General features: G+C 69.0%; 23 protein-coding genes. 14 read left to right on the forward strand and 9 right to left on the reverse strand.

The genetic code is table 11. From position 1 onward, the window contains the following. Positions 1-3: 3 nt before the first annotated feature. From modA to MF610_RS15980, 4 genes are read left to right on the forward strand one after another with little or no spacing between them, the layout of a single operon-like run. Positions 4-762, forward strand: coding sequence for a molybdate ABC transporter substrate-binding protein (gene modA / locus MF610_RS15965; RefSeq protein WP_242200107.1), 759 nt, complete (start codon positions 4-6; stop codon positions 760-762). Continuing rightward, positions 762-1451, forward strand: a complete 690-nt coding sequence (gene modB, locus MF610_RS15970; RefSeq protein ID WP_242200116.1) for a molybdate ABC transporter permease subunit — start codon at positions 762-764, stop codon at positions 1449-1451. The genes modA and modB overlap by 1 nt, the downstream gene beginning before the upstream one ends. Then, entirely contained in the window at positions 1441-2061 is a 621-nt protein-coding gene (locus MF610_RS15975; protein ID WP_242200126.1) for an ATP-binding cassette domain-containing protein, read from the forward strand. Before modB ends, MF610_RS15975 begins: the two co-directional genes overlap by 11 nt. Before the next feature lie 32 nt (positions 2062-2093). Further along, on the forward strand, positions 2094-2804 hold the full coding sequence (locus tag MF610_RS15980; protein WP_242200130.1) for a hypothetical protein: 711 nt from the start codon (positions 2094-2096) through the stop codon (positions 2802-2804). A gap of 3 nt (positions 2805-2807) precedes the next feature. Here MF610_RS15980 and MF610_RS15985 read toward each other — a convergent pair whose 3' ends face one another. From MF610_RS15985 to MF610_RS15995, 3 genes are read right to left on the reverse strand one after another with little or no spacing between them, the layout of a single operon-like run. Next, complete coding sequence (locus MF610_RS15985) at positions 2808-3218, reverse strand: hypothetical protein (protein ID WP_242200134.1); 411 nt, start codon at positions 3216-3218, stop codon at positions 2808-2810. Next, positions 3206-3655, reverse strand: coding sequence for a hypothetical protein (locus tag MF610_RS15990; protein WP_242200142.1), 450 nt, complete (start codon positions 3653-3655; stop codon positions 3206-3208). Before MF610_RS15990 ends, MF610_RS15985 begins: the two co-directional genes overlap by 13 nt. Continuing rightward, the gene (locus MF610_RS15995) at positions 3652-4197 is read right to left on the reverse strand and encodes a hypothetical protein (protein ID WP_242200144.1); all 546 of its coding nucleotides are present in this window, start codon (positions 4195-4197) and stop codon (positions 3652-3654) included. The genes MF610_RS15990 and MF610_RS15995 overlap by 4 nt, the downstream gene beginning before the upstream one ends. A 170-nt stretch (positions 4198-4367) precedes the next feature. Between MF610_RS15995 and MF610_RS16000 the strand changes: the two genes are divergently transcribed. The 4 genes from MF610_RS16000 (at position 4368) to MF610_RS16015 (ending at position 9198) form a co-directional block, all read left to right on the forward strand. Beyond that, complete coding sequence (locus tag MF610_RS16000; RefSeq protein WP_242200146.1) at positions 4368-6839, forward strand: PhoX family protein; 2472 nt, start codon at positions 4368-4370, stop codon at positions 6837-6839. Between the two features lie 340 nt (positions 6840-7179). After that, positions 7180-7446, forward strand: coding sequence for a PadR family transcriptional regulator (locus MF610_RS16005; protein ID WP_242200156.1), 267 nt, complete (start codon positions 7180-7182; stop codon positions 7444-7446). After that, positions 7443-8066 (forward strand): hypothetical protein, encoded by a 624-nt coding sequence (locus MF610_RS16010; RefSeq protein WP_242200158.1) that lies wholly within the window; start codon positions 7443-7445, stop codon positions 8064-8066. The genes MF610_RS16005 and MF610_RS16010 overlap by 4 nt, the downstream gene beginning before the upstream one ends. A gap of 70 nt (positions 8067-8136) precedes the next feature. Then, positions 8137-9198, forward strand: coding sequence for an alpha/beta hydrolase (locus MF610_RS16015; protein ID WP_242200161.1), 1062 nt, complete (start codon positions 8137-8139; stop codon positions 9196-9198). A 47-nt stretch (positions 9199-9245) separates the two neighbouring features. Here the strand turns inward: MF610_RS16015 and gspD are convergent, their stop codons facing one another. The 5 genes from gspD to gspG all read right to left on the reverse strand — a co-directional run bounded on the left by gspD (position 9246) and on the right by gspG (position 13585). Next, entirely contained in the window at positions 9246-11297 is a 2052-nt protein-coding gene (gene gspD, locus MF610_RS16020; protein WP_242200174.1) for a type II secretion system secretin GspD, read from the reverse strand. 11 nt (positions 11298-11308) lie between these two features. Continuing rightward, positions 11309-12085 (reverse strand): type II secretion system protein N, encoded by a 777-nt coding sequence (locus MF610_RS16025; protein ID WP_242200176.1) that lies wholly within the window; start codon positions 12083-12085, stop codon positions 11309-11311. Continuing rightward, the gene (gene gspI / locus MF610_RS16030) at positions 12082-12477 is read right to left on the reverse strand and encodes a type II secretion system minor pseudopilin GspI (RefSeq protein WP_339328541.1); all 396 of its coding nucleotides are present in this window, start codon (positions 12475-12477) and stop codon (positions 12082-12084) included. The genes MF610_RS16025 and gspI overlap by 4 nt, the downstream gene beginning before the upstream one ends. A 95-nt stretch (positions 12478-12572) precedes the next feature. Then, the gene (locus tag MF610_RS16035; RefSeq protein ID WP_277924159.1) at positions 12573-13028 is read right to left on the reverse strand and encodes a prepilin-type N-terminal cleavage/methylation domain-containing protein; all 456 of its coding nucleotides are present in this window, start codon (positions 13026-13028) and stop codon (positions 12573-12575) included. 104 nt (positions 13029-13132) lie between these two features. After that, on the reverse strand, positions 13133-13585 hold the full coding sequence (gspG, locus tag MF610_RS16040; RefSeq protein ID WP_277924160.1) for a type II secretion system major pseudopilin GspG: 453 nt from the start codon (positions 13583-13585) through the stop codon (positions 13133-13135). 106 nt (positions 13586-13691) lie between these two features. On the opposite strand from gspG, the gene gspL reads away from it, so the two are divergent. From gspL to glsA, 5 genes are all read left to right on the forward strand, one after another. After that, entirely contained in the window at positions 13692-14738 is a 1047-nt protein-coding gene (gspL, locus tag MF610_RS16045) for a type II secretion system protein GspL (protein ID WP_339328542.1), read from the forward strand. Next, positions 14735-15232, forward strand: coding sequence for a type II secretion system protein GspM (gspM, locus tag MF610_RS16050; RefSeq protein ID WP_242200212.1), 498 nt, complete (start codon positions 14735-14737; stop codon positions 15230-15232). The genes gspL and gspM overlap by 4 nt, the downstream gene beginning before the upstream one ends. Continuing rightward, positions 15229-16710 carry a GspE/PulE family protein gene (locus tag MF610_RS16055; RefSeq protein WP_380870601.1) on the forward strand — a complete coding sequence of 494 codons (1482 nt, stop codon included), beginning with the start codon at positions 15229-15231 and terminating at the stop codon, positions 16708-16710. The genes gspM and MF610_RS16055 overlap by 4 nt, the downstream gene beginning before the upstream one ends. Before the next feature lie 172 nt (positions 16711-16882). Beyond that, positions 16883-18109, forward strand: a complete 1227-nt coding sequence (locus MF610_RS16060; RefSeq protein WP_242200215.1) for a type II secretion system F family protein — start codon at positions 16883-16885, stop codon at positions 18107-18109. A gap of 90 nt (positions 18110-18199) precedes the next feature. Beyond that, positions 18200-19117, forward strand: a complete 918-nt coding sequence (glsA, locus tag MF610_RS16065) for a glutaminase A (RefSeq protein ID WP_242200238.1) — start codon at positions 18200-18202, stop codon at positions 19115-19117. A 314-nt stretch (positions 19118-19431) separates the two neighbouring features. On the opposite strand, the gene MF610_RS16070 is transcribed toward glsA, so the two are convergent. After that, positions 19432-20760: an amidohydrolase gene (locus MF610_RS16070; RefSeq protein WP_242200249.1), complete on the reverse strand. Its 1329-nt coding sequence runs from the start codon at positions 20758-20760 to the stop codon at positions 19432-19434. Positions 20761-20854: 94 nt separating this feature from the next. Between MF610_RS16070 and uvrB the strand changes: the two genes are divergently transcribed. After that, entirely contained in the window at positions 20855-23062 is a 2208-nt protein-coding gene (gene uvrB / locus MF610_RS16075; RefSeq protein ID WP_242200259.1) for an excinuclease ABC subunit UvrB, read from the forward strand. Positions 23063-23066: the final 4 nt, after the last annotated feature.

The following is a 23066-nucleotide window of genomic DNA, read 5'->3' on the forward strand; positions in this document are numbered from 1 at the left end:
AGAATGATCCGGCGGATAGTGCTGCTGTTGGCGACCCTGTTACTGGCAGCGCCCACGACCGCGCAGCCGCGCCCGCCGATCGTGCTGGCCGCCGCGAGTCTGCAGGAATCGATGAATGCCGCCGCCGATGCGTGGGCGAAGCAGGGGCGTGTGCGCCCGACGCTATCGTTCGCCGCCAGTTCGGCACTGGCGCGGCAGGCGGCGGCGGGAGCGCCCGCCGACCTGTTCGTATCGGCCGATGTCGAATGGATGGACGATCTGGACCGCCGGGGGCTGCTGGCCAAGGGCAGCCGGGTGAACCTGCTCGGCAACCGGCTGGTGCTGATCGCGCCGGCCGACAGCACGGCACGCGTGGCGTTGCGGCCGGGCGTCGACCTGCGCGCGGCGCTGAACGGTGGGCGGCTGGCGATGGCCGATCCCGATGCGGTACCCGCCGGCCGCTATGGCAAGGCGGCGCTGACCCGGCTGCGCGGCTGGGATGTGGTGGCGCCGTCGGTGGTGCGCGCCGAGAATGTCCGCGCCGCGCTGGCGCTGGTCGAACGCGGCGCCGCGCCGCTCGGCATCGTCTATGCGACCGATGCGAAGGCGTCGGCGAAGGTCCGCGTCGTCGGGGTCTTTCCCGCCGCCAGCCACCCGTCGATCGTCTATCCGATCGCGCGGTTGAAGGCGTCGCAGAATGTCGATGGCGAACGCTTCCGCCGGTTCCTCGTCAGCCCGGCTGGCCGCGCGATCTTCGTCAGATACGGATTCACGCCGCGCTGATGCCCGATAGCGCCGAATGGGCGATCGTCCTGCTGTCGTTGAAGATCGGCGGCGTGGCGATGCTGGCGGCGCTGCCGGTGGCCTATGCGCTGGCATGGGCGTTGGCGCGCGGGCGTTTTCCGGGGCGGGTGCTGCTCGACGGAATCGTCCATTTGCCCCTCGTGCTGCCGCCGGTGGTGACCGGATGGCTGCTGCTGCTCGCCTTCGCGCCCAACGGACCGGTCGGCCGCTGGCTGGAAGCGTGGTTCGGGGTCAGTGTGCTGTTCCGATGGAGCGGGGCGGCGATCGCGGCGGCGGTGATGGCCCTGCCGTTGATGGTGCGCGCCATCCGCCTGTCGATCGAGGGCGTCGATCGCAAGCTGGAGAGTGTGGCGCGGACACTCGGCGCCAGCCGGGCGCGCGTGTTCTGGAGCGTGACCGCGCCGCTCAGCCTGCCCGGCGTGCTGGCGGGGATGGTGCTGGGGTTCGCGCGGGCGCTGGGCGAATTCGGCGCGACGATCACCTTCGTATCGAACGTGCCGGGCGAGACGGCGACGCTGCCGCTCGCCATCTACAGCGCGTTGCAGGTGCCGGGCGGCGAGGCGAGCGTGGTGCGGCTTGCCGGCATGTCGGTCGCGCTGTCGCTGGCGGCGCTGGTCGTGTCCGAATGGCTGGCGCGACGCGGCGGGCGGAACGTCCATGTCCTTTGATATCGCGGTCACGGTGCGGCTGGGCGAGGCGGTGGTCGGCGCGCTGGTGCCCAATGACGGGCGCGATGCGGGGCTGACCGTGCTGTTCGGCCCGTCGGGCGTGGGCAAGTCGAGCGTGCTTAACATGGTCGCCGGGCTGCTGCGTCCTGCGGCCGGCCATGTCCGCGTCGGCGGGCGGACACTGTTCGATGCGGCGGCGGGGATCGATATGCCGGTCGCCGAGCGCTGCTGCGGCTATGTGTTTCAGGAGCCCCGGCTGTTCCCGCACCGCCGGGTCGCGGCCAATCTGCGCTATGGCATGGGGCGGGGCGAAGCGCCGATCGGCTATGACGATATCGTCGAGCTACTGGGGCTCCGCGGACTGCTGGATCGCTGGCCGGTGACGCTGTCGGGCGGCGAGGCGAAGCGGGTGGCGATCGGACGAGCGCTGCTGTCGGGCGCGCGGTTTCTGTTGATGGACGAACCGCTGGCCTCGCTCGACCGGGCGCGGCGCGAAGAGGTGATGGCGACGATCGAGCGGCTGCGCGACGCGCTGCGCCTGCCGATCCTGTACGTCACCCATGACGCGGCGGAAGCGGACCGGCTGGCAACGCGGATCGTCGCGATGTAGGCTTTGGGCCGGTGGCGATGGGAAGGGCGGCGATGCGGACGGCGTGGGCAGCGGTGGCGATGACGGTGGCGACGGTACCGGCCATGGCGCAGGACGTCGATGAAGGCGGATCGGAAATCGTCGTGACCGGACGCAAGCCGCTGCGGATCGACGGCAAGATCCTGCGCGCGGCGCTGGAACGCTTTGCGCGGGACCGGACCACCCTGTCGCCGCAGGGGGTGCTGCGCTTCGAATTCTGGCGCGGGACGTCGCGGGTGCGCGCCGACGGAATGCAGCTCGAACTGACCAACGCGGCGGGCGATCGGTTGCCGGTGCGTGTCGATGGCGACGGGCGGGTCGCGCTGGACGCGGTGCCGAAAGGCCGCTGGTTCCTGACCGCGCCGGCCCGTCCGCACAGCATGGCGCTGCGCCCGATGATCCTGTCGGCGGGGACCAGCGTCGAGGATCGGCGGCTGGGCGACCTGCGGATGCAGTGCCGGGTCGCGGTGGCGATGGCGCGGGTGCAGGCGTCGGAAATGTCGATGCCGCTGATCAAGAAGTTCGATGCGAAGGGCGGCTGTGGGAGCCGCGATTTCCAATTCTATCACCGGGCCGAGCAACGGCTGGCCAGCGCCGTCGCGATCGGTCCCGGGCCCGACGCTGCACGCTCGCTGCCGCTGTCGTCGCGGCGGACATCCTATTCCCCGCCGCTGTCCGACCGGAAGCTGGGCCATGAGACGCGAGTGCGCACCACCTATCAGTGACGGCTATTCGCCGCCGGGCATCGGTACGCGCGCGCTCTGGCCGCCGCGGGTGAAATAGGCGGCATCGATGGCGAGGCTGCGCAGTTGCCAGCCATCGATGCTGTCGCCGGGGGAGAGGGTGCGGGTGCCCTCCGCGCCGCGGACGAGCGCCACGGCGTCGCGGCCGAGCCGTCCGACCACGCCGAGCAGTTGCGGCGCGTCGTCGGGTAGCGCGTCGGTGGCGGGCGCGGCGAAGAGCGTGCGGGCGAAGGCGGCGCGTAACGGTGCGGGCGTCGGCGGCGCGGCGAGCGCTGCCGGTGCAACGGTCGTAGCGTCGCCGTGCGGAGGCTCGCGGAGCAGCCACGGCGGCACCGCCAGCGCGACCAGCGCGGCGACCGCGATCAGCGCGTGATCGCGCAAACTCAGCCCCGCCATGGCGCCACCAGCCGGGCGTCGAGGCGGACGCCGCCGGGCGCGGCGGTCAGGCGCCAGTTCGCCAAGCGTACCGTCGGCCGGCCGCGTTCCAATGCGTCGGCAAAGGCCAGCACCGCCTTTTCGCTGCCCGATGCGCGCAGCGTCAGCACCGCGAGCGACGCGGGCGCGGCGGCATCGGGGTCGAGCGTTTCGACCAGCACCCCGCCATGCGCCGCATTGGCGCGGACCCGCGCGGCCAGTCGGGTGCGGGCGTCGGCGGCGCTGTCCGCCGGGAAGGTTGCGGTCGCGGCGGCGATGCCGGTAGCGGGGGTGGCGGCGTCGGTCCGCGCGGCGTCGCGATCGGCGCGCGCGGCGGCGAGGTCGCGGAGTGCGGCATGGGTCGGAATGGCGAGCAGCGCAGCGACCCCCAGCGCGATCAGCGGCAGGCGCGGGGTCATTGTTGCTCCAGCGTGATGCGCATCCGGCCATCGCCATCGGCGCGTGCCTGTGCCGTCGCCCGCAGGCTGGCCAGTACGGTATCGCGGCGTAGCGCGGCCAGCACGCGATCGGGATCGGGGGCCAGCAGTTCGACCGACACCGTGCCCGCTGCGCTGCGTTCGGCGCGCAGCAGCGCGGCGTCCTGTGGCAGCGCGCGCGCGATCGCCTCGACCGTGGTGCCGAGCGTCGGCTGTCCCCAGGCCACGCCAAGCAGCGCTCGCGCCTGTTGCCCGGCCCGGCGATCCGCGACGATCGGCGCGGCGCTGCGGGAGAGGACCGCCGCTTCGTCGCGCACCCGCGCCGTCAGCAGCGTCGCGCCGGCCAGCGTGACGAGCGGCGTGGCGAGGATCGCCAGCGCCAGCAGGGCAGCGGCGCGATCGATCGGAGCGCGGGGCGGGCGGGGGGCGGGCGGCCGTTCGCGCCGGGCCGCATCCACCGCGCGGTCGAACAGGCTGGGCCGGATCGGCGCGCTGTCATTGGCGGGGCGGGGGTCGGCGGCCATCGCCATTCCCTACGCCCGGCATCGCCCCGCGGACAAGCGCGTCATCGAACTGTCGTCGTTTCGCCACGCGATCTTCATCGATCCGCAACCGCCGTGTCGCAGCGATGCGCCAACGCAAGATCCGGGAGGGTGCCGGCGTGGCCGGTGTCCGGAAATAAGCGGGGAAAATCATGGCGAAAACCGACCTGACCATCGGCTATGACGATGGCGATATCGAAACCAATCCGAGCACCGGACCCAGCCTGCAGGACCTGGTCGACCAGCGGTACTCGCGGCGCCAGGCGCTGCGCGGCGGTGCGTCGACCGCGGCGGTCGCGGTGTTCGGCGGCGCGCTGCTCGCCGCCTGCGACGACAAGGTTGCCGGGATCGACAACACCCCGCCGGTCGTCGGCGCGACGTCGAGCGGCGCGACCAGCGCGGGCCGCGTCGTCACGCTGACCGGCACCGCCACCGACGACAATGCGATCGTCGGCCAGACCTTTACCCAGGTGTCGGGGCCGACCGTCGCGCTGTCGAGCACGACGCCGGGCATCGCGACCTTCATCGCGCCGGCGGTGTCGGCCAACACCAACCTCGTGTTCCGCTATACCGCGACCGATGCCAAGGGCGCGGCGAGCAGCAGCGACATCACCGTCGCGGTCGCGCCGCCGACCTTGGGCTTCACCGCCGTCGCCAAGAGCCTGGCCGACGTGGTGTCCGTGCCGACCGGCTATACCGCCAGCGTGCTGTATCGCCTCGGCGATCCGCTGAACGGGTCGACGCCCGAATTCGCCAACAACGGCACCGACACCAATTACGGCGCGCGTGCCGGCGACCATCATGACGGCATGAGCTATTTCGGCCTCGCCGCCAGCGCCAACACCCCCGACGCGAACAATTCGACGCGCGGCCTGCTGGTGATGAACCACGAGAATATCTCGGAACAGTATCTGCACGTCGCCGGCGTGACGGCGGGTGCCACGCGCCTGACGTCCGAAGTCGTCAAGGAAATGGAATGCCACGGCGTGTCGGTGGTCGAGGTGACCCGCGCGTCGGCCGGCTGGAGCTACGTCAAGGCATCGTCGTTCAACCGCCGCATCACCCCGTACACTCCGATGGCGTTCAGCGGTCCGGTGAAGGGCAGCCCGCTGCTGTTCACCGCCTTTTCGACCGATGGCACCGCCGGTCGCGGCACGATCAACAACTGCGCCAACGGCCATATGCCGTGGAGCACGTACATGACCTGCGAAGAGAATTGGGCAGGCTATTTCCGGCGCGACAGCGGCGACAATGCGCAGCGCACCGCGCTGATCGGCGCCAAGTCGACCCAGGCGTTCACCCGCTACGGCCTGTCGCAGCGTACCGGCAACTATAGCTGGACGACGGCGGCCGAAGCGACCGCCGGCGCGACGCTGATCGGCAAGTTCAACGCGACGATCGATCCGACCAAGCCGGTCAGCGGCACCGGCGATTTCCGCAACGAACCGAACCAGTATGGCTGGTGCGTCGAGATCGATCCCTATGACCCGACCTCGACACCGCGCAAGCGCACCGCGCTCGGCCGGATGAACCACGAAGGCTGCTGCCCCGGCCGCGCCATCGCGGGGGTCAAGCCCGCCTTCTACATGGGCGACGACGCGCAGAACGAATATATCTACAAGTTCGTGTCGAATACGGCGTGGTCGACCGCCGATGCCACCGCGACCAACCGCCTTGCGATCGGTGACAAGTATCTCGACGCCGGCACGCTGTACGTCGCCAAGTTCAATGCCGACGGGTCGGGCGATTGGATCGCGCTGGTGTTCGGGCAGAATGGCCTGAACGCGTCCAACGCGCTCTATCCGTTCGCGGATCAGGCCGATGTGCTGACGCATTGCCGCCTCGCGGGCGACGCGGTCGGCGCGACGCGGATGGACCGCCCCGAATGGACCGCGGTCAATCCGGCGACCGGCGAGATGTACTGCACGCTGACCAACAACTCGTCGCGCGCGCCGGCACAAGTCGATGCCGCCAACCCGCGCTCGTATATCGATCCGAAGGTCAACAGCACCTCGCGCTCGACCGGCAATGCCAACGGCCACATCATCCGCCTGCGCGAAGCCGGCGACACGACCGAAGCGACGCGGTTCACGTGGGACGTCTATGCGTTCGGCGCGGGATCCGACCTCGACCCGACCAACATCAACCTGTCGGGCCTCGACGCGACCAACGACTTCTCCAGCCCCGACGGCCTGTGGTTCGGCAACCCGTCCAACGCCAGCGGGCAGGTGACGCCGATCCTGTGGATCCAGACCGACGACGGCGCCTATACCGACGTCACCAACTGCATGATGCTGGCGGCGATGCCGGGGAGCGTCGGCGATGGCGGCACGCGCACCATCACCAACACCGGCGTGTCGGCGACCAGCACCGCGACGACCCGCATCGGCAAGGCGCCGGGCACCACCATGCGCCGCTTCCTGGTCGGGCCGGTCCAGTGCGAGATCACCGGCATCGAATCGACCCCGGACGGCCGGTCGCTGTTCGTGAACATCCAGCACCCGGGCGAAGGCGGCAGCTTCAGCGCGCCGACCAGCAACTGGCCGGCGGCCACCACCGGCGCGCGTCCGCGTTCGGCCACGGTGGTCATCACCAAGAACGACGGCGGCGTGGTCGCGCTGTAAGTCTTTGCTTTGACGGCGTTCGGGCGGGCGGTGGTCGAAAGGCCGCCGCCCGTTTCGCGTTCAAAGTTCACTAAGTTCACACTCGCGGTGTTTGGTATCGTGCGGACGGTCGGTCGGTCTGGCAGGGACGAGCTGGCAACGGACGTACTCTGACGGCGGCGCGGCGTGTAGGAAAGCGCGAGAACCACAGGACGATCGCTGCCCGGATCAAGCCCGGGGTGACGGTGGGGGTATGGCAGCGTTCCTCCAGACCGATCGCGATCGATCCACGCCCGTTGACTATAAAATCTACATATGTTTGATTTGCTGCATGGTTCGCGAACGACGCCCTTCGAAACAGATGCGCGCGCTGCTGGCGGTGCTGTCGGCGCAGCCGGCGGCGTGGCGGCACGGTTATGACCTGATGAAGGAAACCGGGCTATTGTCCGGCACGCTATACCCGCTGTTGATGCGGATGGGCGATCAGGGGCTGGTCGAGGCGGAGTGGCGCGAGCCGACCCAGCCGGGGCGCCCGCCGCGCCATGCCTATCGCCTGACGGGCGCGGGGCTGGCGCTGGCGGCGGAGCAGGATGCGCCCGATGCCGATCGGGCGGGGCTGCCGGCATGAGGGACGCCATCGCCCGCGCGCTGCTGCTGCTGGCGACACGCTGGCTGGGTCCGGCGCGGTGCGACTGGGCGCAGGCGATGCGGGCGGAGTTCGCCGAAGCGACCGATGCGGGCGAGGGGCTGGGCTTTGCCGCCGGATGCCTGTGGAGCGCCGCGCGGACGATGGTGGCGGAGGCGGACGGCCGGTTCGCGCTGGCGATCCATGTGCTGGCGGTCGGCGTGCTGGTGCCGATGGCGGGGCTGTTGCTGATGAGCGCCGCGCTGGGCTTTCCCTATCTGGCGTTCGAGGCGGTCGGCGCGCAGGTGCTGGGCAGTGGCTGGCCCCATGCGGTCAACGTCGGCAACCGCAGCGGGGTGCCGTTGCTGGCGCTGCTGACCGGGGTCGTCGGGATCGGCCATGTCGCGGTCGCCTGGGCGCTGCTGGAGCGCGACTGGGACCGGGTAGCGATGTTGGCGCGGATCGGCGCGGCAATGCTGGCGACGATGGTCGCGTTTTCGGCGATCCTGTTCCTCTACGACCCGTGCGCGCTGCCGCAGCTGGGGATCGTCGGCGGCGAGCTGGTGCTGTTGTGGCTGGCGGTACGCTGGCACGACGATCTTGCCGTCTGGTCCAGCGCCTGACGCGATTGGTCCGCCGCCGCGTGGCGTGACCGACCCCTGATATTGCCGACCTTTTCCAACGGAGTGACCGATGATGATCGATGCACGACGCCTGCTGCCGCTCGCCCTGCTGGTCGGTAGCCCCTTCGTCCCGCTGTCTGCCCAGACGCTGCCGCCGACCCGGACCGAGGCGGTGAAGATCGCTTCCGATCCCGGTGTCACGCTGGCGGGGGAACTGCAGCTGCCGCCGGGGGTGAAGCGGGCGCCGGTGGTGCTGCTGCTGGGCGGGGGCGGGCCGTCGCCGCATGGCATCTATCCGCTGCTGGAAAAGCGGTTGCTGGCGCGCGGCATCGCGACGCTGAGCTTCGACAAGCGCGGCGTCGGTGCGTCGAGCGGCACGTTCCTCGATGCGATGGACGTGGCGCAGCGCGATGCGGCGGCGGTGCTGGCGTATCTGCGTACGCGAGGCGACGCGATCGATCCGGCGCGGATCGCGGTGCTGGGGATCAGTCAGGGCGGGGTGATCGGTCCGGCGCTGGCGGTCGACAAACCGCCGGTCGCTGCGCCGCCGATCGTCGCGGTGGTGATGATGGCGGCACCGGCGGGGGAGCGCGGCGTGCTGTTCCTCGAATCGATGCGCGAGCAATTGGCGCTGTCGGGCATGAAGGCCGAGGCGCTGTCGCCGGTGATCGACGCTACGCGGCGCTATCTGGACGGGCTGACCGGTGGGGCGGCGGCGGGGCTGGTCGCGGGCGACCGTGCAGCGGTGGTCGATGCGTTCGTCGCAGCGGGCTGGACGCGGATGCAGGGCGAGGGGGCGGCGAAGACGCTCAGCGATCCGGCGACGTCGTCGCTCTACACGGTCGGCGCGGGCGACGTGCTGCGGCGGATCGCGGCGCCGGTGCTGGCGGTCTATGCCGCGGGCGACCATGTGGTGAGCACCCGGTTGGCGATGCCTGCTGCGCTGACCGCATTGGAGGGGAATCCCGACGCGACGGTCGTGCGGATGCCGAAGGTGGAACATGCGTTCAAGCCGTTGGTGACGACCGAAACGGGCGCGCGGGAATATCGCGGGTGGCCGTTGTCCGATCCCGATACGATCGATCTGGTCGAGCGGTGGCTAACGGCGCGGTTGGGCGTTGGGAAAAGCTGACCCGTTTTCGTCACCCCGGGTCAAGCCCGGGGGGACGGTGAGGCTGTTCAATAAATCCCATCGATCTCCATCGTCAGGCGCGGGGCGGGGGGATTGAGGAGCAGGCTGCGCTTGTCGCCCTGCAAAACTTCCTCCTGCCGCAGCCGGTCGTAGCGGTTGCGCGCCGCCGCCGCCGCGTCGGCGCCGTCGCGCAGGATGGTGGGTTTGAGGAAGACGAACAGCGTGCGCTTCTGGCGGGTTTCCTGCCGGCCCTTGAACAGCTCACCGACGATGGGGATGCTGCCGAGGATCGGCACCTGGCTGCGCAGCCGCTGGTAATCGTCGCTGGTCAGGCCGCCCAGCACGATCGTCTGGCCATTGTCGGCAAGGACGGTGGTGTTGGCCGAACGCTTGTTGGTAATGATGTCGGCGGCGCCGCTGACCTGGGTCGGGGCGATCGACGATGCTTCCTGGCTGACTTCCAACCGGATCGTGTCGCCGGCGTTGATCCGCGGCAGGACGCGCAAAGTAATGCCGACGTCCTTGCGTTCGATGGTGGTATAGGGATTGGCGGTGCCGTTGCCGGTCAGGATCGATCCGGTGACGAAGGGTACCTCCTGCGCCACGACGAATTCGCCGAGCTTGTTGTCGAGCACGGTGATCTGCGGCGTCGAGAGCAGGTTCGCCTTTTGCGAGGTGCTGAGCGCCTGCAACAGGATCGAGAAGTCGTTGCCGATGCCGATATTGGCGGTCAGGCCGTTGCCGAGGAGTCGTCCGGCGGGGACGCCCAAAAGATTCAGGATGCCGCCGAGCGAACTGCCGGCAGTTTCGAACGAGGTCGCCGCCCCGCTGACCTGCGTCAGCGCGACGCCAGCCGTGCCGATCTGCACCGCCAGCCGCTCCGCATCGTCGCCGGTGATCTCGGCGATCGCCGCTTCGATCAGCACCTGTGGGCGGCGGACGTCGAGGTCGGGGATCAGCCGTTCGATCTGGGCGATGGCGGTCGGCGTGCCGCGCACGACGACGGCGTTGATGTCGGGGGCGGGCTGGACGGTGATGTCGGGGGTGGTGAAGCCCTGCGCCGGGGTCGCCTGCTGGTTCTGGCCCACCGTGCTGATGCTGCCGCCGGCGCCGGTGGCGCCGCCGAGGCCGCCCGCGGCACCGGCCAGTGCGCCCGCGTTCGCGCCGCCATTGGCGATCAGGCCCGACAGCGCCTGACCGGCATTGTTGCGCTGGCTGACGGTCGACAGGCTGCGCGCGACCGGGTTGGTCGCCGACTGTTGCTGGCCGAGGATGCCGCGCAGCACCTCGGTCACGCTTTCGGAATCGGCATAGTTCAGGCGGAAGACGCGGGTCGACATTTGCGCGGCGCCGCCGCGCGCGTCGAGCGACTGGGCGATGCGGCGTGCTTCCGCGACGCCGGCGGGCGTGCCGCGCACGAGGATGGTGTTGCTGCGCGGATCGCCCGCGACGCGCGCGCCGCCTTCGCCCAGCACCGCCTGCATCGCGGTGGCGATATCGGCGGCGTTGCCGTTGGTCAGGTTGATGGTGGCGAAGGTCGATCCGCCGCCGCCGTCCAGCGAGCGGGCCAGCGCCTCGATCCGACGGACATTGTCGGCATAGTCAGTGACGACGATCGCATTGGGTTGTGTGAGCGGCTCGACGCTGCCGAAGCTGGCGACCAGCGGCCGCACGATCCGCGCGGCATCGGCCGAGGGGACGTTCGACAGGCGGACCATGCGCGTTGTCAGTTCCTGCCCGCCGACGCCGCGTCCACGCACGCCGCCGTCGCGCACCGCATTCGCCTGCGGAATGATGCGCCATGCCGATCCGGAGCGGACCGCGGCGAAGCCGTTGGCGCGCAGCACCGACTGGAACAGCTCCCACACCCCGCCGGGCGACAGCGGTTCGGCGGAGGTGACGGTCACCTGCCCCTTGACCGTCGGGTCGAGGATCAGCGTGCGGCCGGTGATGCGGCTGATCTGGTCGGCGACGTCGGCGATCTCCACGCCGCGCATGTTGACGACGATGTCGGCGGGCTGCGTCTGCGCGGTCACCGGCGACAGGCTGGTCGCGGCGAGGCTGAGGGCGAGGAAGGCGGAGGCGAAGCGATGGCGCACGGGAGGAAACCCTAACGGATGGGAATGGAGACGGTGATCGGCTTGCCGTCGCGAAGGATGGTGACCTGGGCCTGCCCCGACGCGGCGGCGCTGGCGATGGCGGCGTTGACCGCCGACTGGTCGGTCATGGCGGCGCCGTTGACCGACTGGACGACATCGCCCGATCGCATGCCGGGCGGGGCGTTGGCGCCGATGGCATAGCCGCCCGCGACCGGCGTGGCGTTCAGGCGCGACAGCACCGCCTGCGCGTTGGGCGGGGGCGGGGTGGCCGGGGCGGCGGGAGGTGCCATCGGCTGGGCAGGGGGCGGGGCGGACTGTCCGGGGGTCGGGGTCGCCTGTCCGAACGGATCGGGGAAGGCGAGATATTCGAGCCGCCCGCCATTGTTCAGGATGATGCGGTCGCGGCGGATTTCCGTCACCTGCGCCCCGGCGATGGCGTCGCCGACCTTGTACGGCTTGGCCGCTTCGTTGCCGATCGCGACGAACGAGATCGACAGTTCGGCGGGGCGGGCGAAGACCACGCCCTTCAACACCGCCTGGATGCCGGTGGGGGCGGTGGCGTCGGCGGCGGTCGGGCTGCCGAAGGGGGCCCAGGCGACCGCCGGGCCGCTGTCGACGGTGACCGCGCGGGCGCGCGCTTCGGAGGGCACGGTGATCGCGCCGGTATCGGCATGGCCGGCCAGCCGCCAGACGAGCCCGGCCAGCGCCACCGCGACCGAGACGATCGCGGCGGCGGCGAGCCAGTCGACCCAGCGGTCGCGGACGCGCAAACGTTCGACGACGATCATGCCGCGTCCTTGCGCAGGAAGCCGTCGAGCCTGGCGAGCGGCGCGGTTTCGCCGGCCGGAGCGACGGTGATCGTCACCCGGTCGAGCACGGGATCGCTGGTCGCGGTCCGGCTCACCGCCACGCTCCAGCTGCGCCCCAGCATGTCCACCTGCTCCCCATTCGCCTCCGGCGTCCCCACTTCCAGATCGGCCAGCCGGTTTTCGGCGACCCACATCGCGATCGCGCGCCTCTCGACGCCACGGGTCGAATCGATGTGCTGCTCGACCGCGCCGATCAGCCCTACCGTGGCGATCGCCAATACCGCCAGCGCCACCATCGCCTCGATCAAAGAAAAGCCGGCATCGTGACATTCCTCCCCGGCACGGGGAGGGGGACCGTCCGCGCAGCGGATGGTGGAGGGGGATCGCCTCGCAACGCAACGGTTGCGTACGGGGATACCCCCCTCCACCATGCTGCGCATGGTCCCCCTCCCCGCGCCGGGGAGGATCATGAGGTCACCTTTGTCGCGCGGGCGGTCACGCCGTCATACTGCACCCGCCACGTCTGGTCGCCGCCGCTAACCGTCGCGCCCAGCGGCTGGCCGGTGCCGTCGACGCCGAGGATCACCGGCGGCGCGGTGTCGAGCGCCATCACCATCCCGCCGGGCAGCGTGTGGAACGCCAGCGCGTCGTCGGTGATCGGCGTGAGGCCGCGCGGGCCGACGCGGGCGAAGCCATAGCCATGGGTGTCGGTGGTCAGCGCAATCAGCTGGTCGCCGAGCATCGCGTCGTCCGCCGCCGCCTGTAGCCGGTTGGCGAGGCGCCGCGCCTCCGCCTCGACATTGGGCGCACGGGTGGCGCTGCCGATGCCGAGGCTGACCGCACCCGCCGCCACGCCGATGATGGCGAGGACGATCAGCATCTCGATCAGGGTCATGCCGGATTGGGCATGGTCCTTCGTCATTCCCGCGCAGGCGGGAATCCGTTGCCGCCGATGTTCGCGATGGACTCGCGGCGTCGGCGTATATGGACCCCCGCCTGCGCGGGGGTGACGAGTATCGGCCTGACTCAGCGCGCCGTCCCGTCGATATCGGCGTCCAGCCCTTCGCCGCCGGGCTTGCCGTCCTTGCCGAGCGATTTGATCGCGAAGCGACCGCCGGTCGATTCGTAGACGTACGGATTGCCCCACGGGTCCTGCGGCATCTGCGACAGATAGCCGTCGGGCGGATAGGCGCCGGGGACCGGCGGCTGGGTCGGCTTTTCCACCAATGCCTTCAATCCCTGGGTGGTCGAGGGATAGTCACCATTGTCGAGCCGGTACATTTTCAGCGCGGCGGAGATCGACTTGATGTCGGTGCCGGCGGTCGTCACCCGCGCCTGATCGGGGCGGTTGATGACGTTGGGCACGATCAGCGCCGCGACCAGCGCGATGATCGCAAGCACGACGATCATTTCGACCAATGTCAGGCCGGCCTGATTGTCGGGGACAGAAACCTTGCGGGCGGCGGGGTTCGCGGCCAAGGTGTCACGAAACTTTCGGAATAAGATGCGCATCCACGCCCCAATGCGTCCACATGATGAAGCCATCGTGACAATCGAACCCGCCCCCGCCGGTCCGGCCGCCGGCGTGTGGGCTGTCGCGGGCGGCACGGCTATCTTAGTCGATGGCGCGGTTCCGGCAACAACCTTGCTCGTGCCGTCCGAATCGGTCCTGCTGTTGGCGGTCGATCTGCCGCTGCCGACGCGGGCGAAACGGCTGGCGGCGCTGCCGTTCGCGGTGGAGGACCGGATCGCCGATCCGATCGATGCGGTGCATCTGGCGCTGGGCGACGCGGTGGGCGAGCGGCGCTATCTGGTCGCGGTCGTGCGGCACAGCGTGATGGCGGAATGGATCGCGATCGCCGACGCCGCCGGGATCGGTACGGCAGCGTTCGTACCCGATGCTCTGGTGCTGCCCGCCCCCGTCGAGGGGTGGAGCGTCGATATGGGCAGCGGCCGTGCGCTGGTGCGTGCCGCCGACGGTACCGGATTCGCGCTGCCGCTGGCGATGCTGGTGCCGGCATGGGAAGCGGCCGGGCGTCCGAAAGTACAGGCGTCGGGCGATCCGTTGCCCGAAGCGATGGCAGGCGACGGCGCGGCGTTTCCGCTCGGGACGCTTGCCGACCGGGTTGCCGCTGCGCCGATCGACCTGCGGCAGGGAGCCTATGCCCGCCGGCATACCGCGTGGCCGAGCACCACGCGCAAGGTCGCGATGATTTTGGGGCTCGCCGCGCTGGCGCATGGCGTGATCGCGGTGGCGGATACGCTGATGCTGCAACGGATCGCGGAGCGGCGGCACGATGCGCTGCAACAGCTGGTCGCGACCACCGCGCCGTCGGTGCCGACCGGGGGCGACGACTTCATGGTGCGCGTCGCCGACCTGCTGCCGCGCCCGACCGGTACCAATCGCTTCGTCCCGCTGCTGTCGCGCGTCGCCGGGGCGCTCAGCCCGATCGGGCCGGTATTGGTGGTGCGGACGATGACCTTTGAAGGCAATGCGCTGACGATCGAGTGCGAATCGCCCGAGACCGGCATGGCCGACCGGGTCCGCGCGGCGCTGTCCGCCGCTGGCGTCGCGGCGCAGGTCGTGGCCGCACCGGGCGGGACCCTGCGCATCGTGGCGCGCGGGGCATGATCGTGCTGCTGAAACGCAACGCCTGGATCGAGGGCGCGCTGGGCCGGTTCGATGCGTGGTGGCAGGGGCTGTCGACGCGCGAGCGGGTATTGGTTGGGACGCTTGGCGCGCTGCTGGCCGGGGTCGTGCTGGTGTACGGCGTGGTCAAGCCGGTGCAGGCGGCTCGGGCGCAGGCGCGCGCCGATATCCGCCAGGCCGAGACGCTGATGGCGCGGGTGCGTGCTGCGGGCCGGCTGGAGTCGGCGCCGCAGACGATCGCCGCCGGTCCACCGCAATCGGTCATCGGCTCGACCGCGGCGACGGCAGGGTTGCAACCGACCATCGCTGAAGCCAACGGCGCGATTACCGCGACTCTGACCGACGCGCCCTATCCGGCGGTGGTGACGTGGCTGGGATCGGTCGCGTCGACCAGCACGATCGGCGTGCGGCGGGTGTCGATGCAGCGCGGCTCCGCATCGGGCCGGGTCAACGCGACCGTGGAGTTCCAGCCGTGACCAATACGCTGCTCCACGCCGAACTGGTGCGCCTGCCCTATGGCTATGCGCGGAAAGGAGGCGTGCTGATTCGCCTCGGCAAGGGCGGCATGGAGTGCGTCCACCGCGCCGATGCGACGCTGGATGCGATGTTGGAGGTGCAGCGGGTAGCGCCCGGCGTGCCGTTCGTCGCGCTCGACGATGCCGGGTTCGATGCGGCGTTGCAGGCGAGCTATGGCGGCAGCGCCTCGACCGCCGCCGATATCGAACTAGCCGAAACCGATCTCGCGGCGCTGGCCGACAGCGCGGCGGCGGTCGACGACCTGCTCGACGCGCGCGATGATTCGCCGGTCATCCGCCTGATCAACGCGCTGCTGCTGGAAGCGATCAAGGAAGGCGCGTCCGACGTCCATGTCGAGACGCAGGAAAAGCGTCTCGTCGTCCGCTTCCGCATCGACGGCGTACTGCGCGACATCGTCGAGCCGCCGCGCGCGCTCGCCCCGCTGCTGGTCAGCCGGATCAAGGTGATGGCCAAGCTCGACATCGCCGAACGCCGCACGCCGCAGGACGGGCGGGTGACGCTGCGCATCGGCGGGCACGACGTCGATGCGCGTGTGTCGACCATGCCGACCCAGCATGGCGAGCGGGTGGTGCTGCGCCTGCTCGAGCGCGGGGGCATGATGCTCGACCTCGCGGGGCTCGGCATGTCGGAGCGTGACGAAGCCGTGTTCGGGCGGTTGCTGGAGCGGCCGCACGGGCTGTTGCTCGTCACCGGGCCGACGGGGTCGGGCAAGACGACGACGCTCTACACCGCGCTGACCCGCCTCAACGATCGCCGCCGCAACGTGATGACGGTCGAGGACCCGATCGAATACGAGCTGGCCGGCATCGCCCAGACGCAGGTTAATCCGCGCACCGACATGACCTTCGCGCGCGGGCTGCGGGCGATCCTGCGACAGGACCCCGACGTCATCATGGTCGGCGAAATCCGCGATCAGGAAACGGCGCAGACCGCGGTCCGATCGTCGATGACCGGGCATTTCGTGCTGTCGACGCTGCACACCAACACCGCGATCGGATCGGTCACGCGGCTGATCGACATGGGGGTCGAACGCTACCTGCTGGCGCCGATGCTGGTCGGGCTGGTCGCGCAGCGGTTGGTGCGGCGGTTGTGCGCGCACTGCCGGTGGCAGGATCGGGCGACCGAGGCGGATAGCGTGCTGCTGGGCGGCGCGATCAAGCCGGGCAAAAAATTGTGGCGCAAGGGCGGGTGCGAGGCGTGCCATCACGAGGGGTATCGCGGGCGGGCGGGGCTGTACGAGGTCGTCGCGGTCGACGACCGGTTGCAGGCGATGATCCATAACGGCGTTGCCGAGGCGGAGCTGGAGCAGGCGGCAAGGGTGGATAACCCGGCGTTGCTGGATGATGGCGTGGCGAAGGTGAAGGCCGGGGTGACCACCGTCGAGGAGGTCGCTCGGGTCGTGCGGGACGAGGGGTGAGGTTTCTTCCCCCATCCTCCAACATCCATATCCGTTCGGTTCGAGTAGCGATCGAGCTTGTCGAGAGCGCGTATCGAGAACGGGGTTCCGCTGGGCAGGAGTTCTCGACGGACGCTTCTCGACAGGCTCGAAGCTGCTCGAACCGAACGGTATCGTTGAGGGGAGGGGGCAGGTGACCGCCTACACCTACCGCGCAGCCTCCCGCACCGGCGCGACCGTCAAGGGCGTGATTGAAGCCTCCAGCCCCGCCGCCGCCCGCGCAGCCCTTCGCGAACGCGGCGAACTGCCGCTGTCGGTCGAGGAAGCCGCCGAACGCGGCCCAAAGCTCGGCAGCATCCAGCTTCCCCGGCTGTTCCGGCGTGGCGTATCGGCCAAGGCGCTGGCGACGCTCACCCGCCAGATCGCGACGCTGGTCGGCTCCGACATCTCGATCGAGGAATCGCTGCGCATCGTCGCGCAGCAGGCGGACAACGCCGCGGTCAACGCGCTGCTGCTCGACGTGCGCGCCGCGATCCTCGACGGGCGCAGTTTCGCGCAGGGGTTGGCGCGGCACCCGAAGGCGTTTCCCGAATTCTACCGCGCGTCGGTGGCGGCGGGGGAACAGTCGGGGCGGCTGCCCGACGTGCTCAACCACCTCGCCAATTTCGTCGAGACGCGACAGGCCAATGGCCAGAAGATGCAGCTGGCGCTGCTCTATCCGGCGCTGCTGGCCACCGTCAGCTTCGGCATGATGGTACTGCTGATGGTCTATGTCGTGCCCGATATCGTCCGCGTGTTCGTGTCGCGCGGGGCGGAATTGCCGTTCCTCACGCGCGCGCTGATTGCGCTGTCGGCGTTCATTCAGAACTATGGGCTGTATGTCGCGGTGGCGGCGCTGGTGGTGTTCGTCGTCGGCGCGCGGTGGTTGAAGGTGCCGCGCAACCGGCTGGCGGTTGACCGGCGGCTGGCGACGCGGGCGCCGTTCCGCCGGTTCAGCCGCCAGCATAATGCCGCGCGCTTTGCCGGGAGCCTCGCGACGCTGGTCGGCAGCGCGGTGCCGCTGGTCGAGGCGCTCCACGCCGCCGCCGCCGTCACCCCCAACCGCTTCGTGCGCGACAAGGCGCTGACCGTCGCGGCGCGGGTGCGCGAGGGACTGTCGCTGCGCGCGGCGATGGCGGAAGCGGAAATCTTTCCGTCGATGCTGGTCGCGATCGTCGCCTCGGGCGAGACGTCGGGGCGGTTGGCTCCCGCGCTCGACCGCGCGTCGGGGGAACTGGAACGCGAACTCGACGCGCTGGTCGCGACGCTTGTGGCGCTGGTCGAGCCGATGGTGCTGCTGCTGATGGGGGGGCTGGTGCTGATGATGGTGCTGGCGATCCTGTTGCCGATCATCAATCTGAACAATCTGGTGACGATCTAAAGACCGTATCATCGCCTGCGAGGGGGTGCGGTTCGCATCGACGGTGGGTGCGTGTTACTGCTGTCGTCCGTATTTTTACAAGGAAGTGCCATGACCGACCTCGCCCGCATCGTTGCCGAGGTGACGGAGGAGATCACCGCCAACGCTGCCGCAATCGAGGCAGCGGCGGAGGCCGGCCATGACTATCCGCCCGACTGGTTCGGGATGGCGGTGGCGTCGGCGGATGGCGGGCTGTTCCATGGCGGCTATTCGCATATCCGCTTTCCGCTGCAGAGCATCTCGAAGGTCTTCGCGCTGGAACTGGCGCTGGAGGCGTGCGGCGACAAGGTGTTCAAGCGCGTCGGACGCGAGCCATCGGGCGATCCGTTCAACTCGATCGTCGACCTCGAACGCAATAAGGGCGTGCCGCGCAACCCGTTCATCAACGCCGGGGCGCTGGTGGTGTGCGACATCCTGGTCGAGCATAAGGGCGACGATGCATCCGCGCGGGCGGTGGTCGAGTTCGTGCGCGAACAGGCGGGGTTAAGCGACGTCATCCTGAACGACGATGTGCTGGAAAGCGGGCGCAAGGGCGGCGACCTCAATCGCGCGATGATGAGCTTCGCCAAGCATCACGGCAATCTGCACTGCGACATCGACGAGGTGATGGAGGCCTATGTCCATCAATGCGCGATCGAATTGAGCGCGCAGTCGCTGGCGAAGGCCGGGCTGTTCCTGACCCGTACCGCGCGTAGTGGCGATGCCGAGGACGATAAGCGCGCCAAGCGGATGCGGCGGTTGCTGTCGCTGATGACGACCAGCGGGCAATATGACGGGTCGGGCGACTTCGCCTATCGCGTCGGGCTGCCGGCCAAGAGCGGCGTGGGGGGCGGCATCCTTGCCATCGTGCCGCAGGTCGCGTCGATCGCGGTGTGGTCGAACAATCTCGATGGGCAGGGGAATTCGATCCTGGGCGTGCGGGCGCTGGAGTTGCTGGCGGACAAGGCGGATTGGTCGGTGTTCGGGTAAACCCCGTTCTGCTCAACTCACCATCCGTTCGTCCTGAGTAGCCATTGAGCCTGTCGAAATGGCGTATCGAAGGACCGCTAACGGTGCTTCGATACGGGTCTTCGAATTCGCTCAGCCCCTACTCAGCATGAACGTCTGCTTTTACGCTTCCGCCCGTCCGCCCCGCCACCCCCCCCCGTTTGCTTCGGGCGTAGGTTCGAGCTTGTCGAGAACCGTAGTCGAGAAGGGGGTGCCGCAAGCGCCGGAGTTCTCGACGGACGCTTCTCGACAAGCTCGAAGCTGCTCGAACCGAACGGGATTGGGTGGGGCGGGGGTTAGTTCCCCGGTGCCGGCCCCAATAGGTCCAGCACCGCCGCCGTCATCGCGATCGTCCCCGTCACGATCGACGGCTCGGGCGCGACCTTGAACAGGGGCGAGTGGTGCGACGGGACCGGCGGACCGCCATTCTTCGCCGCATTGATGTCCGCCATCGGCGTACCGCCGACCGCGAAATAATAGCCCTTCACCCTGGAGTCCGGCTGGACCAGATAGGCGAAGTCTTCCGCCCCCATACCGGTCTGTTCGAACGGCACGACGTTCTTCGGCCCCAGCGTCGCCGCCATCACCGCGTTCAGCCGGCGGGCGAGGGGGGCGTCGTTGATCGTGGTCGGCGTGCCCTCGATCACCTTGGCGGTCGGCATCCTGTCGGCGGGCATGCCGTTCAGCGTGCCGATGCCGGTCGTCACGCGCTGGATGCCGTCGAGCAGCTGCTTGCGCGTCCCCTCGTCATTGGCGCGGACGGTGACCTGCAGTTTGGCCATGTCGCTGATGATGTTGTGCTTGAGGCCGGCATGGAACGAGCCGACGGTGATGACGCCGGGGTCGAGCGGCTGGCGTTCGCGGCTGATCAGGCCCTGCAGGGCGATCACCAGTTGCGACGCCATATAGACCGGGTCCTTGCCGGCATGCGGGCTGGCCCCGTGCGCGCCGATGCCGGGGACGTCGATATCGACCGAATCCGACGACGAATACTGGATGCCCTCCGAGGCCGACACCATGCCGGCGGGAAGCCCGGCGGCGACGTGGAAGGCGAGCGCGTAGTCGGGCTTGGGGAAGCGGCTGTAGAGGCCGTCGGCCAGCATCGCCTTCGCCCCGCCGACGCGTTCCTCGGCGGGCTGGACGATGAAGACGATCGTGCCTTTCCACCGCTCCTTCAGAGCCGCCAGCCGGCGGGCGGTGCCGACCATCGCGGTGATGTGGGTGTCATGGCCGCAGGCGTGCATCACCGGGGCCTCCACGCCATCGACGCCGACCTGCCGCGCCTTGCTGGCATTCGGCAGGCCCGATTTCTCCTCTACCGGCAGGCCGTCCATGTCGGCGCGGACCAGTACGGTCGGGCCGGCGCCGTTCTTCAACACGCCGACAACGCCGGTGCCGCCGACCCCGGTGGTCACCTGCATGCCGGGCACCTTGCGCAACTCGGTCGCCATGCGTTCGGCGGTCTTCACCTCCTTGAACGACAATTCCGGATTGCGGTGGAACCAGTCCCACATGCTTCCCAGCGACGCCTTGTAATCGGTGCGGACGGCGCTCGCCCAGTCGGGTTCGGCCATGGCGGGCGTGGCGGCCAGCAGGCAGGCGGCGGTGGCGATCAGTTTGCGCATCGAAATTCCCCTTTGCAGCCTAAGCTATCCGCTTTCGCAGAACTGTCGAGGGTCGATGTTGCCGTCCCGTTCCGCGTCACCCATATTCTGCCCCATGGCGATCATGATCCGCACCGACCTGTCCGAACCGGAAACCGGGCAGACCTTCATCCCCCACCGCCCGGCACGCCCGGAGAAAGTGGATGCGGGCAAGCGGTTCGTGATCAAGTCCGATTACCAGCCCGCCGGTGACCAGCCGACCGCGATCCGCGAACTGGTCGCGGCGGCGCGGGCGGGCGAGAAGGATCAGGTGCTGCTCGGCGTCACCGGCTCGGGCAAGACCTTCACCATGGCCAAGACGATCGAGGAATTGCAGCGCCCGGCGCTGATCCTCGCGCCCAACAAGATTCTGGCGGCGCAGTTGTACGGGGAAATGAAGTCGTTCTTCCCCGACAATGCCGTCGAATATTTCGTCAGCTATTACGACTATTACCAGCCCGAAGCCTATGTGCCGCGCTCCGACACCTATATCGAGAAGGAAAGCTCGACCAACGAGGCGATCGACCGGATGCGCCATTCGGCCACCCGGTCGCTGCTGGAGCGCGACGACGTCATCATCGTCGCGTCGGTGTCGTGTCTCTACGGTATCGGATCGGTCGAAACTTACTCAGCGATGATCTTCGATTTGAAGAAGGGTGATGTCGTCGACCAGCGCGAGATCGTGCGCAAGCTGGTCGCGCTGCAATACAAGCGCAACGACGCCGCGTTCCAGCGTGGCAATTTCCGGGTGCGCGGCGACAGCCTCGAACTGTTCCCGTCGCATTATGAGGACAGTGCGTGGCGGATCACCTTCTTCGGCGACGATATCGAGGAGATTACCGAGTTCGACCCGCTGACCGGCAAGAAGATCGCCAATCTCAACTCGATCCGCGTCTATGCGAACTCGCACTATGTGACGCCCGGCCCGACGCTGAAACAGGCGGCGGAGGCGATCAAGCATGAGCTGGCCGAGCGGTTGAAGGAACTGGTGATGGAGGGCAAGCTGCTGGAGGCGCAGCGGCTGGAACAGCGCACCAATTTCGACCTCGAGATGATCGCCGCCACCGGTTCGTGCGCGGGAATCGAGAATTACAGCCGCTTCCTGACCGGGCGTTTGCCCGGCGAGCCGCCGCCCACGTTGTTCGAATATCTGCCGGAAAACGCGCTGCTGTTCGTCGATGAAAGCCACCAGACGATCGGCCAGATCAACGGCATGTCGCGCGGCGATCACCGCCGCAAGATCACGCTGGCCGAATATGGCTTCCGCCTGCCCAGCGCGATCGACAACCGCCCCTTACGCTTCAACGAATGGGACGCGATGCGGCCGCAGACGGTGTGCGTGTCGGCGACGCCGGGCAGCTGGGAGATGGAGCAGACCGGCGGCGTGTTCAGCGAACAGGTCATCCGCCCGACCGGTCTGATCGATCCGCCGATCACGATCCGGCCCGTCGAGGAACAGGTTGACGACCTGATCCACGAGGCGAAGGAGACGGCGAAGAACGGCTATCGCACGCTGGTCACGACGCTGACCAAGCGGATGGCCGAGGATCTGACCGAGTTCATGCACGAGGCCGGCCTGAAGGTGCGCTACATGCACTCCGACGTCGAGACGCTGGAGCGCATCGAACTGATCCGCGACCTGCGCATGGGCGTCTATGACGTGCTGGTCGGCATCAACCTGCTGCGCGAAGGTCTCGACATTCCCGAATGCGGGCTGGTCGCGATCCTCGACGCCGACAAGGAAGGGTTTCTGCGCTCCGAAACCTCGCTGATCCAGACGATCGGCCGCGCCGCGCGCAACGTCGACGGGCGGGTGATCCTCTATGCCGACCGCATGACCGGCAGCATGGAGCGCGCCATCGCCGAAACCGACCGCCGTCGCGAAAAGCAGCGCGAATATAACGAACTGCACGGCATCACCCCGACGACGATCAAGCGCCAGATCGGCGACATCATCGCCGACGTCGCCTCACGCGATCAGGTGACGGTGGAGATCGACGACGACGGCCCGCGCCACATGGTCGGCCACAACCTGCGGTCGTATATCGAAGCCCTCGAAAAGCAGATGCGTGAAGCGGCGGCGAACCTGGAGTTCGAAACCGCCGGGCGGCTGCGCGACGAGATCCGCAGTCTCGAGAACGAGGAACTCGGCCTGCCGGCGAGCGAGCACAAGGCGCCGATCATGGGCCGGTCGAACGAGGGCAAGCCCGGCACGCGCAAGACGCGCTACGGCAAGCAGAAGGCGATGCGGATGGCCGGTGGCGGCGGGCGGCGCAAGGGGTAGGGGC

Source organism: Sphingomonas hankookensis (assembly GCF_022664465.1).
GTDB lineage: Bacteria > Pseudomonadota > Alphaproteobacteria > Sphingomonadales > Sphingomonadaceae > Sphingomonas > Sphingomonas hankookensis.

Bases quoted from the DNA above. Each gene is read 5' to 3' on its own strand.
- modA (WP_242200107.1), top strand. From the start codon at position 4: ATGATCCGGCGGATAGTGCTGCTGTTGGCGACCCTGTTACTGGCAGCG.
- modB (WP_242200116.1), top strand. From the start codon at position 762: ATGCCCGATAGCGCCGAATGGGCGATCGTCCTGCTGTCGTTGAAGATC.
- MF610_RS15975 (WP_242200126.1), top strand. From the start codon at position 1,441: ATGTCCTTTGATATCGCGGTCACGGTGCGGCTGGGCGAGGCGGTGGTC.
- MF610_RS15980 (WP_242200130.1), top strand. From the start codon at position 2,094: ATGCGGACGGCGTGGGCAGCGGTGGCGATGACGGTGGCGACGGTACCG.
- MF610_RS15985 (WP_242200134.1), bottom strand. From the start codon at position 3,218: ATGGCGGGGCTGAGTTTGCGCGATCACGCGCTGATCGCGGTCGCCGCG.
- MF610_RS15990 (WP_242200142.1), bottom strand. From the start codon at position 3,655: ATGACCCCGCGCCTGCCGCTGATCGCGCTGGGGGTCGCTGCGCTGCTC.
- MF610_RS15995 (WP_242200144.1), bottom strand. From the start codon at position 4,197: ATGGCCGCCGACCCCCGCCCCGCCAATGACAGCGCGCCGATCCGGCCC.
- MF610_RS16000 (WP_242200146.1), top strand. From the start codon at position 4,368: ATGGCGAAAACCGACCTGACCATCGGCTATGACGATGGCGATATCGAA.
- MF610_RS16005 (WP_242200156.1), top strand. From the start codon at position 7,180: ATGCGCGCGCTGCTGGCGGTGCTGTCGGCGCAGCCGGCGGCGTGGCGG.
- MF610_RS16010 (WP_242200158.1), top strand. From the start codon at position 7,443: ATGAGGGACGCCATCGCCCGCGCGCTGCTGCTGCTGGCGACACGCTGG.
- MF610_RS16015 (WP_242200161.1), top strand. From the start codon at position 8,137: ATGATGATCGATGCACGACGCCTGCTGCCGCTCGCCCTGCTGGTCGGT.
- MF610_RS16025 (WP_242200176.1), bottom strand. From the start codon at position 12,085: ATGATCGTCGTCGAACGTTTGCGCGTCCGCGACCGCTGGGTCGACTGG.
- MF610_RS16035 (WP_277924159.1), bottom strand. From the start codon at position 13,028: ATGACGAAGGACCATGCCCAATCCGGCATGACCCTGATCGAGATGCTG.
- gspM (WP_242200212.1), top strand. From the start codon at position 14,735: ATGATCGTGCTGCTGAAACGCAACGCCTGGATCGAGGGCGCGCTGGGC.
- glsA (WP_242200238.1), top strand. From the start codon at position 18,200: ATGACCGACCTCGCCCGCATCGTTGCCGAGGTGACGGAGGAGATCACC.
- MF610_RS16070 (WP_242200249.1), bottom strand. From the start codon at position 20,760: ATGCGCAAACTGATCGCCACCGCCGCCTGCCTGCTGGCCGCCACGCCC.
- uvrB (WP_242200259.1), top strand. From the start codon at position 20,855: ATGGCGATCATGATCCGCACCGACCTGTCCGAACCGGAAACCGGGCAG.